General features: G+C 42.9%; 18 protein-coding genes. 1 reads left to right on the top strand and 17 read right to left on the bottom strand.

All coding sequences use genetic code 11. The annotated features are described in order from the left end of the window. Positions 1–85: 85 nt before the first annotated feature. The gene (locus ACORHU_RS06620; protein ID WP_434363984.1) at positions 86–838 is read right to left on the bottom strand and encodes a YhfC family intramembrane metalloprotease; all 753 of its coding nucleotides are present in this window, start codon (positions 836–838) and stop codon (positions 86–88) included. A 9-nt stretch (positions 839–847) separates the two neighbouring features. Next, a complete protein-coding gene (gene budA, locus ACORHU_RS06625) occupies positions 848–1,579 on the bottom strand; it encodes an acetolactate decarboxylase (RefSeq protein ID WP_434363986.1) in 732 nt (243 codons plus the stop codon). Between the two features lie 141 nt (positions 1,580–1,720). On the opposite strand from budA, the gene ACORHU_RS06630 reads away from it, so the two are divergent. Then, positions 1,721–2,992 (top strand): PLP-dependent aminotransferase family protein, encoded by a 1,272-nt coding sequence (locus ACORHU_RS06630; protein ID WP_434363987.1) that lies wholly within the window; start codon positions 1,721–1,723, stop codon positions 2,990–2,992. Between the two features lie 20 nt (positions 2,993–3,012). On the opposite strand, the gene ACORHU_RS06635 is transcribed toward ACORHU_RS06630, so the two are convergent. The 15 genes from ACORHU_RS06635 to hemW all read right to left on the bottom strand — a co-directional run bounded on the left by ACORHU_RS06635 (position 3,013) and on the right by hemW (position 15,344). Continuing rightward, positions 3,013–3,828: an ABC transporter substrate-binding protein gene (locus ACORHU_RS06635; RefSeq protein ID WP_434363988.1), complete on the bottom strand. Its 816-nt coding sequence runs from the start codon at positions 3,826–3,828 to the stop codon at positions 3,013–3,015. A 157-nt stretch (positions 3,829–3,985) separates the two neighbouring features. Next, positions 3,986–4,639 carry a phosphate signaling complex protein PhoU gene (gene phoU, locus ACORHU_RS06640; protein ID WP_000946458.1) on the bottom strand — a complete coding sequence of 218 codons (654 nt, stop codon included), beginning with the start codon at positions 4,637–4,639 and terminating at the stop codon, positions 3,986–3,988. A gap of 11 nt (positions 4,640–4,650) precedes the next feature. Continuing rightward, positions 4,651–5,409: a phosphate ABC transporter ATP-binding protein PstB gene (gene pstB, locus ACORHU_RS06645; protein WP_000133484.1), complete on the bottom strand. Its 759-nt coding sequence runs from the start codon at positions 5,407–5,409 to the stop codon at positions 4,651–4,653. A 12-nt stretch (positions 5,410–5,421) separates the two neighbouring features. Further along, positions 5,422–6,225, bottom strand: coding sequence for a phosphate ABC transporter ATP-binding protein PstB (gene pstB, locus ACORHU_RS06650; RefSeq protein WP_000049848.1), 804 nt, complete (start codon positions 6,223–6,225; stop codon positions 5,422–5,424). Positions 6,226–6,235: 10 nt separating this feature from the next. After that, the gene (pstA, locus tag ACORHU_RS06655; RefSeq protein WP_000543046.1) at positions 6,236–7,120 is read right to left on the bottom strand and encodes a phosphate ABC transporter permease PstA; all 885 of its coding nucleotides are present in this window, start codon (positions 7,118–7,120) and stop codon (positions 6,236–6,238) included. Beyond that, positions 7,110–8,027 (bottom strand): phosphate ABC transporter permease subunit PstC, encoded by a 918-nt coding sequence (pstC, locus tag ACORHU_RS06660; RefSeq protein ID WP_001070901.1) that lies wholly within the window; start codon positions 8,025–8,027, stop codon positions 7,110–7,112. Before pstC ends, pstA begins: the two co-directional genes overlap by 11 nt. Next, positions 8,027–8,905, bottom strand: coding sequence for a phosphate ABC transporter substrate-binding protein PstS family protein (locus ACORHU_RS06665; RefSeq protein WP_434363992.1), 879 nt, complete (start codon positions 8,903–8,905; stop codon positions 8,027–8,029). Before ACORHU_RS06665 ends, pstC begins: the two co-directional genes overlap by 1 nt. 220 nt (positions 8,906–9,125) lie before the next feature. Further along, a complete protein-coding gene (locus ACORHU_RS06670) occupies positions 9,126–10,430 on the bottom strand; it encodes an RsmF rRNA methyltransferase first C-terminal domain-containing protein (protein WP_434363994.1) in 1,305 nt (434 codons plus the stop codon). Then, entirely contained in the window at positions 10,431–11,204 is a 774-nt protein-coding gene (locus ACORHU_RS06675) for an inositol monophosphatase family protein (RefSeq protein ID WP_094753413.1), read from the bottom strand. It lies immediately after the preceding gene. Next, positions 11,194–11,472 carry a UPF0223 family protein gene (locus tag ACORHU_RS06680; RefSeq protein ID WP_001041974.1) on the bottom strand — a complete coding sequence of 93 codons (279 nt, stop codon included), beginning with the start codon at positions 11,470–11,472 and terminating at the stop codon, positions 11,194–11,196. Before ACORHU_RS06680 ends, ACORHU_RS06675 begins: the two co-directional genes overlap by 11 nt. Further along, complete coding sequence (locus tag ACORHU_RS06685) at positions 11,472–11,873, bottom strand: Spx/MgsR family RNA polymerase-binding regulatory protein (RefSeq protein WP_000631257.1); 402 nt, start codon at positions 11,871–11,873, stop codon at positions 11,472–11,474. The genes ACORHU_RS06680 and ACORHU_RS06685 overlap by 1 nt, the downstream gene beginning before the upstream one ends. A gap of 210 nt (positions 11,874–12,083) precedes the next feature. Continuing rightward, positions 12,084–12,701 carry a TIGR01906 family membrane protein gene (locus tag ACORHU_RS06690; protein ID WP_434364005.1) on the bottom strand — a complete coding sequence of 206 codons (618 nt, stop codon included), beginning with the start codon at positions 12,699–12,701 and terminating at the stop codon, positions 12,084–12,086. Next, on the bottom strand, positions 12,691–13,464 hold the full coding sequence (locus tag ACORHU_RS06695; protein ID WP_434364006.1) for a TIGR01457 family HAD-type hydrolase: 774 nt from the start codon (positions 13,462–13,464) through the stop codon (positions 12,691–12,693). The genes ACORHU_RS06690 and ACORHU_RS06695 overlap by 11 nt, the downstream gene beginning before the upstream one ends. Then, complete coding sequence (locus tag ACORHU_RS06700) at positions 13,454–14,209, bottom strand: acyl-ACP thioesterase domain-containing protein (protein ID WP_414339794.1); 756 nt, start codon at positions 14,207–14,209, stop codon at positions 13,454–13,456. Before ACORHU_RS06700 ends, ACORHU_RS06695 begins: the two co-directional genes overlap by 11 nt. Before the next feature lie 4 nt (positions 14,210–14,213). Further along, positions 14,214–15,344, bottom strand: coding sequence for a radical SAM family heme chaperone HemW (gene hemW, locus ACORHU_RS06705; RefSeq protein WP_414339792.1), 1,131 nt, complete (start codon positions 15,342–15,344; stop codon positions 14,214–14,216). Positions 15,345–15,415 lie beyond the last annotated feature (71 nt).

The raw sequence follows: 15,415 nt of genomic DNA on the forward strand, positions 1-15,415 counted from the left end.
TTCCATTATACCATTTTTAAGACCATTTGACGACCCTAAAAAAATCTTGGGCTTCTTTTAAACAAAAAAGAGGTTTCCCCTCTTTTTATGATTTTTTGCAAAAGATAGCCTTTGTTCCATAGGCAACCAGAACAAGTTCAAGTGCTAGGACAACTTCAACCAAGACTGGATTGGTCAACCAGCCAACTTGAGCAAGAGATGGTGCCAGGTCAAAGAAGGCATGTAGTCCATAGGCCGCTAGGAGATAAATCCATTTCTTCTGGCGAACAGCTTGGTAAACCCAAACAGTCAATAGTAATTGGAAACCTAGCGCCAAGATTCTCTCAAAACCAAGCAAATAAATCTGCCAGTCTGATAGCGACTGAATAGTTTTCAACATATTTTCAGACAGCAATTGCATAACCTGTGGATTTTGCGTTTGAACTGCTGAGAGAACGAAGTAGAGATTAAGCAAACTAGTAAGACCTAGGAAACTCAACTCCAAGCCACCATGCCCCAATCCATAAGCCAAGGCGTCTGCCTTTTCCAAACTTCTCTTTTTCTCCATCCATTTGAAGAAAATAAGGCGAGCTGTTTCCTCAAAAAATGCTGCCATGGCTAGGCCATAGATGATATAGACAAGCGGATGATCTTGCAAGAGGGCAATACTACCGTCTTTTTGAGGATGCAAAACCAAGATATGTACCAGTTTTTCCAAAAGCTGTGAAGAGACAAAGAAGGCGACAGCCCCCAAACCCAAGACAGCTAGATTAATCTGGTATTTCTTTTTTGCATACCAAATGCTTCCTATCAAGAAAGCCAGCAACAGCACCATGGTAATGATAATATGAATGGTCATTTTCTTCTCCTATTCTGCCTTTTCAATATCTTTTCTCATCTCGTCAACATTGAACTTAGCAAACAAGTATTGACGGTCTTGGACGGGAAAACGTTGGTCCAATTGGTCAACAGCTCCCACCTCGATAATGCCTTCCTTGATGACAAAGTCCATGACATGACCACCGAAAGTCAAATCATCTGAAATGAAGTGCAGATGATAGCCTGCCACACTGACCCCATGGAAAATCTCTGGCGTCCAGAAACCAACGATGGTTCCCAACACATTGTCACGACTATATTCCGGTTGATGGGTTGCGACATCAGCAAACTTGGTATCTGGTGTTGACTTAGGAATCATGCGCACATGCATATGCGAAAATTCCCCCCGAATCTTGATAGAGCGGAAAAGATTTTCCCCGTCATAATAAGACTCGATTCGCTCTTCCAATTCCTTGTCTGTCATCTCAAAGCGCTGGCGGAAAATGACCTCTGCCTGGTGCGGTACTACTGCTGCATAAGGAATAAGGGCGTCTGGCGACACTTCCACAATCTCTGGCTGGTCTCCAGACCCTTTGGCCTGATAAGCCTTGCCATCCAAGACAATCAATTCCCCATCAATGGAATCCAAGGTTCCCAAACCAAGGTCACCATGCTCTAGTAATTCTCCTACTGTCATGGTACCACCATAAAGGCCTGCCATCAAGGCTCCGAGGGTATTGTATTGAAATAATTTCACTGGTTCCTGCACGTTCTTAACCATTCTCTTTCTTGTATGTTATTCTATAAATCTTACTCCTAAGTATACCACATTTGCCCCTAGATGTGAACGAGAGAAACACTCTAGACATTGCCAAGAAGGAAAAAAAAGGGTACAATGTAACAAAATCAAGGGAGGTCTGGAATGAAGAAACAAAGCAAGTACCAAGAGGTCGTTTCCTATCTAAAAAATGGTATCGAGTCTGGACGCTTTCCGACGGGAAGCCGCCTGCCTTCTATCCGTCAACTGAGCCTTGACTTTCACTGTAGCAAGGATACCATTCAACGAGCCCTACTGGAATTACGACACGAACAATACCTCTATGCCAAGCCCCAGAGTGGCTACTATGTCCTAGAACAAGGGCAACATCAAGACCTAGAAATCGAGGTTACGGACGAACACGCCAGCGCCTATGACGATTTCCGACTCTGTGTCAATGAAACCTTGATTGGCCGGGAAAACTACCTCTTCAACTACTATGACAACCAAGAAGGTTTAGAAGACTTAAGACAATCCATTCATAAACTGCTCTTTGACCAAGCCCTCTACTGCAAGGCTGACCAACTGGTACTGACTTCTGGAACCCAGCAAGCCTTGTTTATCCTCTCTCAAATTTCCTTCCCTAGCCAAGCTAAAGAAATCTTGGTGGAACAGCCGACCTATCATCGGATGAATCGCCTCTTGATTGCACAGGGTCTGGACTATCAAATGATTGAACGAGGCATTGATGGGATTGACTTGGAGGAGCTGGAAGGCCATTTCAAGACAGGAAAGATTAAGTTTTTCTATACCATTCCTCGTTTTCACTATCCTCTTGGGCATTCCTATTCTGAGCAGGACAAACGGGCTATTCTTGACTTAGCTGCCAAGTATGGTGTCTATATCGTAGAGGACGACTATTTGGGGGATTTGGACTCCAAGAAGGGCCATACCTTCCACTATCTGGATACAGAAGAGCGCGTCATTTATATCAAATCCTTCTCAACCAGCCTCTTTCCAGCCCTGCGGATTACGGCACTCATTCTGCCAAATGCTATCAAGGAAGCCTTTGTGGCCTACAAAAATATCCTAGACTACGACAGCAATCTCATCATGCAAAAGGCCCTGTCACTCTATATCGACAGTCAACTGTTTGAGAAAAATCGTTTGACTCGCTTAGCCAATCAGGAAGCTTACCAGAAGCAAATCGAGGAAAGGTTAGCTAAATTGACTTGCCCCCTTCCTCATTATCCCCTTCACGATGGTGTATTGCTAGACCTGAGACAGTATCCTAAAATCGCCAGTCTCAAACACAGTCAACTGGACTTGGACTTCTTTGAAGAAGCTTACTTGAATGCCTGTCCTTATCAATTTGCCAAGGTGTCCTTAGACAATCTAGAAAATGTTTTAGACTATTTAAAAGCAGAATTGGAATGACTTCCAACTCTGCTTTTTTCTTATTGTTCAACTTCTGTTAGACTTGCTGCTTTTTCAAGATAGCTTTGGTAGGTGCCTTCATCCTTAAGTTTTTGTATGACCTTGTCCACCACTTCTTTCAAATCAGCACTATTTTTTCTAAGGGCAACTGCATTGGCTTCTCCGTCCTTCATCTTCAAGCTGACAGTTGCGACAGCTAAATCTGCATTTTTAGCAGCATAGCTAAGGGCAACAGGCTCATCCATGTGAACAGCATCTACTTTTCCAGCCTGCAATTCATTGACAGCTTCACCCATATTGGTTAGGGAAGTCAATTGAGCTTTTGGCAATTGTTCCTTGACCATAGACTCTGGAACAGTCCCTTTTTGGGCTGCAATATTCGCACTTTCTAGGCTAGTTAAATCCTTGTATTTTTCTACATCAGCCTTACGAACCAAGAAACTAATCTTGTTTTCATAGTAAGGGATTGAAAAATCAAAGACTTCTTTTCTCTCATCAGTAGCGCTAATTCCTGCAACTGCTAGGTCAGCCTTACCTGTTTGAAGACTGGTCAAGACATTGTCAAAACTCATGCTTGAGATTTCCAACTTAACCCCAAGTTCATCAGCGATAGCCTGAGCCATGTCAATATCCGCACCGACTACCTGATTTTTCCCATCAACTAAGGCTTGGAATTCAAAAGGTGCATAGTCAGGACTGGTTGCCACAACCAATTTCCCTTTTTGCTTAATTGCCTCAAGAGCTGACTGAGAACCATTAGAACCCGACTGGCAAGCCATTAAGAAGAAACTTGCAAGAAAACTACATAAAACAAATATCCATTTTTTTGATTTCATAAATAAACAACCTCTCTGTTAATTTTGTATAATTATAACGCTATCCAAGGTAGTTGTCAAGTGTTTTTTGAATTTTTATCTTAAAAATATTTTTTTCATTCAAGAAAAGGAGCTATCAGTTGATTTCAAGCTCCTTTTTATACAGATTGAACCTATTTTATAGTTCAACAATCTTACCTGTTTCAAAGTAAACAACCCATTCACAGATATTTTTGGCATAATCTCCAATGCGTTCCAAGAAAGCGATCACTTGGAAGTAATCACGACCTGTAACGATGGCATCTGGGTTTTTCTTGATTTCTTCTGTAGCCAAGTCACGAATGCTATCAAAATAATGGTTGATTTTTTCGTCCATGGCTGCTACTTCATAGGCTTGGTCTACTGAACCATTGAGATAGAGTTCAAGGGCTGCTTCGACAAAGTTCTTGACATCGCGACCCATTCTCTTGATTTCTTCTTCAACAGCTGGGATGCGTTGCTCCCCCTTCATACGGATTGCCGCTTTGGCAATGGAAACAGCATGGTCACCCATACGTTCCAAGTCAGACACGGCCTTCAAGACTGTCAAAACGGTACGCAAGTCCTGAGAAACGGGTTGTTGGAGGGCAATCATTTCAAATGATTTCTTCTCCAACTTCACTTCGTATTCGTTTACTTCTGCATCGTCTTCGATGACTTCCTTGGCCAAATCACGATCATGCGTAACAAATGCACGCACTGTACGATTGATTTGGGATAGCACTTCCTGTCCCATAGCATAGAACTGATTGTGCAATTTCTCTAAATCTTCTTCAAATTGAGAACGTAACATCATTTATCTCCTTATCCAAATTTTCCTGAAATATAATCTTCTGTTTCCTTGTGTTGTGGGTTGAGGAACATCTTCTTGGTATCGTTAAACTCAATCAAATCTCCATCAAGGAAAAATCCTGTCTTGTCAGAGATACGAGAAGCTTGTTGCATAGAACGCGTAACCAAGAGCATGGTGTATTTATCTTTTAGCCCATACAAGGTTTCCTCAATCTTCCCAGCAGAGATAGGGTCCAAGGCTGAAGTCGGTTCATCCAAGAGAATGATTTTAGGACTGGTTGCCAAGACACGGGCAACACAGACACGTTGCTGTTGTCCACCTGAAAGCCCGATAGCTGAATCATGCAGGCGGTCCTTGACCTCATCCCAGATGGAAGCACGTTGCAAGGCTTTTTCCACTGCTTCATCCAGAACCTGCTTGTCCTTCACTCCATTGATACGAAGCCCATAGACAACATTTTCGTAGATGGACATAGGGAAAGGATTTGGCTGTTGGAAGACCATACCGATTTCCTTCCGCAATTCAACTGTATCTGTACGCGGGCTGTAAATATTGTGGCCGTTATAAACCACTGAACCAGTTGTGGTCACCTCTGGATTGAGATCCCCCATGCGGTTAATAGCCTTGAGAAGGGTTGACTTCCCTGATCCAGATGGACCAATCAAGGCTGTAATTTCCTTAGGTTGGAAAGATAGGGAAACACTATTCAAGGCCTTCTTTTGATTGTAGTAAACGGACAGGTCTGACACCTGTAAAATCGCTTCTGTCATACTGTTTCCTTTCTATCCAAAGTGTCCTGTTACGTAGTCATTGGTTGACTGTAGTTTGGCATTTTGGAAAATATTAGACGTCTTATCATACTCAATCAAGTCACCCAAGTAGAAAAATCCTGTATAATCACTAGCACGTGCAGCCTGTTGCATACTGTGGGTCACAATGATGATGGTGAAGTCCTTCTTCAATTCCAGCATAGTTTCTTCCAGCTGAGCTGTCGCAATCGGGTCCAAGGCTGACGCAGGCTCATCCATCAAGAGAATGTCAGGTTTGACCGAAATGGCACGAGCGATACAAAGACGTTGTTGCTGACCACCTGATAAGGTCAAGGCCGACTTGTGCAAATCGTCTTTGACTTGGTCCCAAAGGGCAGCCTGACGAAGAGAGGTTTCCACAATTTCATCCAAGACTTGCTTGTCCTTGACTCCTGCACGTTCATGGGCAAAAGTGATATTGCGGTAGATAGACTTGGCAAAGGGATTTGGTCGTTGGAAGACCATTCCGATGTGCTTACGCATCTCATAAACATTGATTTCTGGACGATTAACGTCAATTCCTTGATAGAGGATTTGACCTGTGACCTTGGCAATATCAATGGTATCATTCATACGGTTAAGACTGCGGAGGTAGGTTGATTTTCCTGATCCAGATGGACCAATTAAGGCTGTGATTTTATTTTTTTCAAATTGCATATCGATGCCCTTGATAGATTCATTTTTACCGTAGTAAACATGTAAATCCTTAGTAGAGAGGGCCACTTTCTCTTCAGGAAAGGTGATGATATGCTTTTCATCCCAATTATATTTTGACATGGCTTCTCCTTTAGGCAGCGGTTAATTTCTTATGTAGGTAGCTTCCGAGTTTGCGGGCTCCAAAGTTAAAGATGAGGATAAAGATGAGGAGCACGGCTGCAGAACCTGCTGATACGATGGTTCCATCAGGAATGGTTCCTTCGCTATTGACTTTCCAAATGTGGACAGCCAAGGTTTCTGCTTGACGGAAGATAGAGATTGGGCTAGTCACACTGAGAATATTCCAGTTAGACCAGTCAAGGGCTGGAGCGGATTGTCCTGCTGTATAGATAAGAGCAGCCGCCTCACCAAAGATACGACCAGAGGCCAAGACGACTCCAGTCACAATGCCTGGAAGGGCTTCTGGAATGACCACATGGACCACTGTCTCCCAACGAGAAATTCCAAGAGCCAGACCAGCCTCACGTTGCGTATGGTGAACGTGTTTCAAGCTGTCCTCAACATTACGAGTCATCTGAGGCAGGTTAAAGACTGTCAAGGCCAAGGCACCTGAGATGATTGAAAATCCATACTCAAACTGAACTACAAAGATCAAGTAACCAAAGAGACCTACAACCACAGATGGCAGTGAAGACAAGATTTCAATACAGGTTCTGACAAAGTTTGTCACAGGACCTTTTTTGGCATATTCAGCTAGGAAAATCCCAGCCCCCATAGACAAGGGCACAGAGATAATCAAGGTAATGACCAAAAGGAAGAAGGAATTATAGAGCTGAATTCCAATCCCTCCACCTGCTTGGTAAGAAGATGATTTGCCAGTCAAGAAAGACCAAGAGATGTGGGGCAGACCACGAACCAAGATATAGAGAATCAAGGATGCCAAGATGGCAACGATGATTCCTGCAATCGAGTAGAGGACAGCTGTTGCAATTTTATCTAATTTCTTAGCGTGCATAGTTTTTCTTTCCTCTTTCTTTCGTAATCAATTTAATCACACTGTTAAAGGCCAAACTCATCAAGAGCAAGACTAAGGCCAGTGACCAGAGAACGTTATTGTCAACTGTTCCCATAACGGTATTTCCGATACCCATGGTCAAAACAGAGGTCAAGGTCGCGGCAGGTGTTGTCAATGAAGTTGGGACAACGGCTGAGTTTCCGACCACCATCTGAATGGCCAAGGCCTCACCAAAGGCACGCGCCATCCCAAAGACCACCGCTGTGAAAATCCCTGAACGCGCCGCCTTCAAGGTCACGCGCCAAATGGTTTGCCAACGAGTGGCTCCCATAGCCAAACTAGCTTCACGATAGTGACGAGGCACCGCACGCAAGCTGTCCGTTGTCATAAAGGTTACCGTCGGTAAGATCATGACAAAGAGAACAAAAATTCCTGACAAGATCCCAAAACCAGTTCCACCAAAGACACTACGGACAAAAGGAACTACGACCTGTAAACCGATAAATCCATACACAACTGAAGGAATCCCAACTAGCAATTCAATGGCTGGTTGCAAGATTCTAGCACCTTTTGGTGAGACTTCAGTCATAAAGACTGCCGCACCAATGGCAAAAGGAGTTGCGATAAGGGCTGATAGGATTGTAACAATAAAGGAACCCAAAATCATTGGAAGGGCACCAAATTGTTTACCTGAAGGATTCCAAGTTTGGCCAAATAGGAAATCAAAGATATTGACCCCATTAATAAAGAAGGTCGACAAACCTTTTTGGGCTACGAAAATCAAAATCATGGCCACAATGATGACAATCAAAGACAGGCAGGCAAAGGTCAAGCCTTTTCCTAATTTCTCTAGACGAGAGTTCTTTGAGGGAGAAAGTAATTTTTTAGCTAATTCTTCTTGATTCATTATTGACTCCCTTCTAGTGCTGTCACCGTTCCGACAGCATCTTTTTCAACCTTCATTTCCTTAACAGAAATATAACCCATCCCCTTAACGATTCCGCTTTGCGCTTCGTCTGAGAGAACAAAGTTGAGGAATTCTGCCACCAATTCGTTGGGCTGACCTAGTGTATACATGTGTTCGTAAGACCACAAAGGCCAGTTATTGGTGGTAACATTTTCTGCAATCGGCTCATAGCCGTTCAACTTCATGCGTTTAACCGAGTCATCCACATAGGCAAAGGCTAGGTAAGAAATGGCTCCTGGTGTCTGGGAAACAATGTTTTTGACCATCCCATTTGAATCCTGTTCTTGACTCTGAATGGCAGACTGACCATCCATGATAACACTATCAAAGGTTGCACGCGAACCAGAACTTGCCGCTCGGTTGATAATGGAAATGGCTAGGTCTTTCCCACCGACTTCTTTCCAGTTGGTTACTTGACCTGTGAAGATGCTACGGAGTTGTTCAGTTGTCAGATTTTCAACGTCAACTTCCTTATTTACAATGACTGCCAAGCCCGCTACAGCAACCTTGTGGTCCACTAGAGCGGATGCGTTGATACCGTCTTTTTCCTCGGCAAATACGTCTGAATTTCCTACATCAACGGCTCCAGACTGAACCTGAGACAGACCTGTACCAGATCCTCCACCTTGGACGTTGACTGTTTTTCCAATATGCAGAGAGCCGAATTCATCTGCTGCTGCTTCGACCAAGGGCTGAAGAGCCGTTGAGCCAACAGCTGTCATGGATTCCCCACGATCAATCCAGCTAGCACATCCCGCCAAAGAACCTGCCAGCAAGAGAGCTGCAAGGGATAGAGCGAGTTTTTTCCTTTTTTTCACTGTTTTTCTCCTTGAAAATAATGGTGAATGCTGTGAATTTTTTCAACTATTTATTTATGTTTTTCTTTTGAAAATGGGGAGCCAACTGAAGTTGCTAGCTTGGTTTTACTAGAAAGTTGCTCAGTTACCTTCTCTACCAATTTTGACTTAAAATAAAAGACAATTTGAAAAAAATCCATACTTCCACTATAACATAGACAAGCTACTTTGACTAGCATTTTCACTTGAATCTGAGGCCTTTAGGAAAATAATTTTTCAAAACATTTCCAGTCACCTTAGCAAAGCCCAAACCATTTCCTTGAACTAAAACTTGGTACCAACCATTTGGCAGACTTTCCGCCAGCTGAACGGTTTCTCCAGCCACATACTTTACAAACTCATCTTGGTCAATTTCAACCGACTGCTTGACCTGACTCGGTTTCAAGGCTAGACCAAGAGCAAAACTAGGCTCAAAGCGTTTTTTCTTAAAAGTGCCCAGATGCAGTCCATTCCTAGCAATCTTGAGTTTCCCTAAATCTGGTAAGAGTTCTGGCAAGAGATAGAGTTGGTCTCCAAAAGTCTGCAAGATTCCCCTTAGATTGACCTTTAAGTGTTTTTGCGCAAATTCCTGCCACAAGGCAACTTGTTCTCGGCTGAGATTGCTCTTACTTGTCTTAAATTTAGGGGCTGGATTTTCATCTTTAAATTGTAAATGAGCGACAAACTGACCCTCTCCCTTAAAATGATGAGGGTACATCCGAGCCGTTTCTGGCAGGTCAATTCCAGCTACCATTCCATTGATATGCTCAACTGGCAGCAAATCAAAATCATACTCTTCCAGCAACCAATTGACAATCTCTTCGTTTTCCTCAGGTGCCCAGGTACAGGTTGAATAAACCAGACGACCACCTTCAGCTAGCATGGTCACTGCATCTGCTAGAATTTCTCTTTGCAAACTAGCACATTGACTTGGATAATCTAAGCTCCAATAGTCCATAGCATCTGGTTGCTTACGAAACATCCCTTCACCAGAGCAAGGAGCATCAAGGACAATGAGGTCAAAATAGCCTTTAAAAACCTTGGCCAAACGGTCAGCAGATTCATTGGTAACCACAACATTTATCGCTCCAAAGCGCTCCATGTTTTCAACCAAAATCTTAGCCCGTTTGCTTGAAATTTCATTGGAGACGAGAAGTCCTTCGCCTGCTAGATAGGCTGCCAGTTGAGTTGATTTGCCGCCTGGAGCAGCAGCCAAGTCCAAAACCTTCATTCCAGGACTGGGCTGGGCTACTTGAGCAACCATCTGAGCAGCAGGTTCTTGCGAATAAACCAAACCAGTAGCATGCTCAGACGATTTCCCTGAAACCTTCCCATAATGTCCCCAAGGAGTTTGAGGAATGGAATCAGAAAAGGAAACTGGCGCTTCTTTTAAAGGATTGACCCGAAAGGCCGAAACCGCTTCCTCCTCAAAAGAGGCAAGAAAATCTCTTGCCTCATCTCCTAGTATCTCTTCATATTTTTCAACAAATCCTTCTGGAAATTGCATTTAAGTTCTTTTCCTTTCGTAAATATAGGACTGAATTTCCTCCTGCATCTCAAGAGGTAGCATCATAACCGGCTGTCTGGTCTGAAAATCAGGAGCCTCACCAGATAGGGTCACAACTCGATAACCCAGACTCTCCCCTAAAATACTAGCCGCAGCATAATCCCATGGTTGCAGATAAGTGACATAGGCCAACAAACGCCCTGACAAAATCTTGGCAAAACTAATGGCCGCACTCCCATAGACACGTACACCAAGTACCGCTCGACTCAAATCAGCCAACCCCCATTCATTGGTTTCCAACATACCACTATTCCCTGCAATGAGAAAATCTCCAAGTGGTTTTGCTTTAAAGGGAGCTAGGGGCTTATCATTTAGACAAACGGGAAAGGCTCCACCACCGTGATAACAATCCCCTTTGACCACATCATAAATCAGACCAAACTGCCCCTGACCATTTTCAAAATAAGCCATCATGACAGCAAAATCTTCCTGCTGGGCGACAAAGTTATTGGTCCCATCAATCGGATCAATGACCCAAACCTTGCCCTCTTGAACCGAGGCTCGTAGACAACCTTCTTCAGCACAAATCTTATCCTCAGGATAACGGGACAAAATCTCACCCACCAATAGTTCCTGAACTTCCTTGTCCAGTCTGGTCACCAAGTCTGTTGGAGAGGACTTGGTCTCAACACGCAAGTCTTCCTGCATATGATCAAGGATGTACTGGCCCGCCTTCTTAATAAGCTCTTTGGCAAATTCAAATTTACTTTCCAAGAGAAATCTTTCCTTCCCCTTTTTCCTTGGCAGCCTGAACTGCTCGGTAAAGCGAATAGCCACTAACTGTTTCAAATTCTCGTCCCAAACGTTTCTCTTCGCTCTTGCTTGGCACAACCGCCTTGAATCCCTTATAGGAGTCCAGTAACTTTTTAGCCTCTACCTTGCCTTCATAGGCAGCTTCAACATCATTAAAAAAAGAAAGCACTGAAGCAAGTTCTTCAGTGCTCCACGACAAATCTAGTGGGTAACTATACTGTTTGTTCATTAACTAATACCAGCTCTCATTCTTGCTTCTTTTAGTTCTTGCTTACGGTAACTACGAGGGAGAAAAGCACGAATCTCATCTTCATTAAAACCGATTTGCATGCGTTTGGCATCAATAATAATTGGACGACGCAAAAGACTTGGATACTGCTCAATCAAATGAAGCAATTCCGATACCGAAATACTCTCTACATCAATATCCAATTTTTGAAAAATTTTTGAACGAGTTGAAATGATGTCATCAGTACCATTTTCGGTCAAGGAAAGGATGTGTTGCAATTCTTTTCTTGTTAAAGGACTGGTCATAATATTGTGTTCCACAAAGGGAACCTTATGTTTTTCTAACCAGGCCTTAGCCTTACGACATGAAGTACAGCTCGGTGATAGAAATAGTGTAATCATGCTTTTCTCTTCTTATCTATACTTTGCTACTTCTATTATACAAAAAAATAAAGCGCTTGACTAGGGATTTTTAGAAAAAAAGCCTATTTTTTCAAGAAAAATAGACTGTTTGCGAACGATTGATATATTCTGGATTTGGTTAATTCACTCTTAACGATGGTTTTAAATTATATGATTTTTTATATATACAAATTAAAAACAGCTTTCGGTTCACTTCCTACGACTTTTCAGATAAAGATAGCCAAAGAAGCTTTCATAGAGGGTAAAAAAGAGGAGAAAGGCATGAAGGAAGAAGGTCTCTGGCAAAATCAGAATCACTGGATCCTTAGCTGGATCAAAAAGCCAGGTATCATCTCCCACAAAGAGAATTTGATGGAAAAGAGTAAAGAATTGGTCAAAACCAATCAAAACTCCCCCAAGACCAATCAGCACAGGCAAGACTACTAGAGTCAAAAGCCCCTTACTGAATAAAGATAAAAAGCCCTTTTTCACAATCCCTTTGACAAAGAAATAGAAACTTGGCAGTGTCACTAGAGCTACTAGCTGAACTAGGTGAAAGAGGTTCTTGACCACTGCAAAATGGTGTAGCCCAGCTGCTGACGAACGAAAATCTGGCATCTCTAGGACCTGACTAAAAGGATTAGTCAGGTAATTCATCAAGATATGAAAGTTGTACTGAATGGTTTCTGGTTTTAGATAAACTCGATCCGTCAAGTTCAGCCACTGAATTTCCAGCGGATAAAAAATCCAAGCCAGATAAATGGTCAGAAGGATAGAAAGAGAGAGGAGAAAGAGCATAGAGCTCCAAAAGGTCAGTTTAGTTTTCATCGAAGTTCCACTCCGCAAGACTAGAAACCACATGAGTCGGGGCGATTGGCAGGCCTGCTACTTCTTCTGCCTTGGTAAAACCTGTCGTCACCAAGAGCGTTGGAATGCCATTGTCAATCCCTGCTCTAATATCAGTCAGGTAATTGTCCCCAACCATGATCAGCTCTTCACGTTGCAAACCTAAGCGCTCAACCGCCTTGTCCATAATGATAGCATTTGGTTTCCCGATATAAACAGGCTTCACTCGTGTTGCCACTTCAAGCAGAGTTATCAGTGAACCAGCACCAGGCAAAAGACCGCGTTCTGTCGGGATGTTGAGGTCAGGGTTGGTTCCGATAAAGTGAGCTCCCTTTTGGATAGCTAGAGTTGCTGTGGCAAATTTTTCATAGTCGACTTGCCAGTCCAGGCCTACTACCACATAGGCAGGATTTTCCTTGTCTTCCACATAACCAGCCGCCTTGATGGCTTCCTTGAGCCCTGCTTCTCCGATGACATAGACGGTCTTTTCCAGTCCCAAGTCGTTCATATAGTCGATAGTCGCCAAAGTCGCTGTGTAGACAGTCGATAGGGGCGTATCAATATTAAAATTCTGAGCCAACATCTCTTGAACACTCTCTGGAGTGCGGGTTGTATTGTTGGTCACAAAGAGATAGCGAATATCCCGCTTTTGCAATTCATGAACAAAAGCCTCTCCTGCTGGAATTCTATCTTTCCCCTTATAAATAGTTCCGTCTAGATCAATTAAATAGCCTTTATATTTCATACTTTTCCTCTAAACCTTTTATTTCTTGCCAAGTGATGATGGCTTGAGCATTGGTCGCATCGTCGCTTGTAATCTCATGCTTGCTTTCGAGTCCAGTCTGCTCAACAGCCGATGTAATCACCCCACCTGGTCGAACTTCCTTGACATACTTGAGGTTGATTTTCTTGGGAATATAGTGGGTCAAAAAATCTGCTCCCATGACCTCAAAAATCCAGTCCAAGTATTTACTGTTATTGACATGACCATTCATATCCAAGTCGTAAAACCGAACATGGTAATCCTTGCTGATTGGATTTTCCAAACTTTGATATTTAGGTCCTCGAAGCAATTTTTTGGAAAACTCAGATTGGTAAGGAGCCACAATCTCAGGTTCAACAGCATGGACTTTTCGACTGTATCGGTCCATGAGAACAAAGGTAGTCATCATGTGAATGAGCTCCTGCCCCGCTTCATCATAAATGGTAAAGCGACGGTAGCAAAAAAGTCGATTGTAGCTCAAAGCCTCTGTTTCGATGGTAATTTCTTCCCCAAAACGAGGTAAACGAATCACCTCAATATCATAGCCTGCAATGATCCAGACTAAATTATAGTTTTCTAAAATAGTCTTATCACCGACTCCTAGTTCAATAGACTGCATCCCTGAAACTTGTAGGGATAGCAAAACCACATCTGGAAGTTTAATATGACCGTTCATATCAGCCATATCAAAAGGAATTTTCATTTTCATTTGATAAGTTAAGCCCATGATCCTACTCCAAAATAAATCGTTCTGCTACGGTGTCTCCCAAAAAGAGACCTCTCTTTGTCATGCGAACTCGGTCACCCTCTATTTGCATGAGACCTTTTTGAACCAAGTCTCTGACGATTTCGCCATATAGTCCATCAAAAGATCGGCCAAATTTTTCCTCAAATCGCGCCATCGAGACCCCTGATTTCTTGCGAAGTCCCAAGAACATTTCTTCTTCCATTTGCTCTTTTTGACTCAGGTGCTCTTCTGTAATACGTGCGTTGCCTTCCTCAACCGCACTCAGATAATGACGAATGGGACCATGGTTTTTATAGCGAACACCATTGACATAGCCAGACGCCCCAGCACCGATGCCATAGTATTCAGCATTGTCCCAGTACATGAGATTGTGGCGACTTTCAAAACCAGACTTGGAGAAATTAGAAATCTCATAATGCTCAAAACCTGCTCGCTCCAGCTCTGCGATGATATATTCAAACATCTCCGCTTCCAGTTCCTCCTTAGGTAAAGGCAACTTCCCTCGTCGCATGCGGTTCATAAAGACCGTATGGTTTTCTAAAATCAAGCTATACAAACTCATATGGGGAATATCCAGTCCAATGGCCTTAGCCACATTTTCCTTGACTTGCTCCATGGTCTGACCAGGTAGCGCATAAATCAAATCAATAGAGATGTTGTCAAAACCAGCCAGTTTCAGACGGTCGATATTTTCATAAATATCCTTCTCCAAATGACTGCGCCCAATCTTTTTCAGCATTTTGTTATCAAAGGTTTGCACACCTAGTGAAACACGATTGACAGCCGAGTTCTTCAAAACAGCAATCTTATCCGCGTCCAAGTCTCCTGGATTGGCTTCAATGGTCAACTCCTCCAAGGCAGACAAGTCCAAGTTTTTAGTCAAGCCATTTAATAACACCTCCAGTTGCGGAGCCGACAAAGCTGTCGGTGTGCCACCACCAATATAGAGGGTTCTCAACTTTTGAATATCATAAGATTGAAACTCTTCTAACAGATGTTCCAAATAACTATCTACCGGCTGATTTTTGATGAAAACCTTTGAAAAGTCACAATAATAACAAATCTGGGTACAAAATGGGATGTGCACATAGGCTGACGTTGGTTTGTTCTGCATAGTCTTATTATACCACAAAAAGCGAACAATACTTAGAATTCCGTTTAACAAAATCCTAGCATTGTTCGCTT

Origin of the sequence: Streptococcus sp. KHUD_015, from assembly GCF_051106265.1 — a bacterium.
Lineage (GTDB): Bacteria > Bacillota > Bacilli > Lactobacillales > Streptococcaceae > Streptococcus.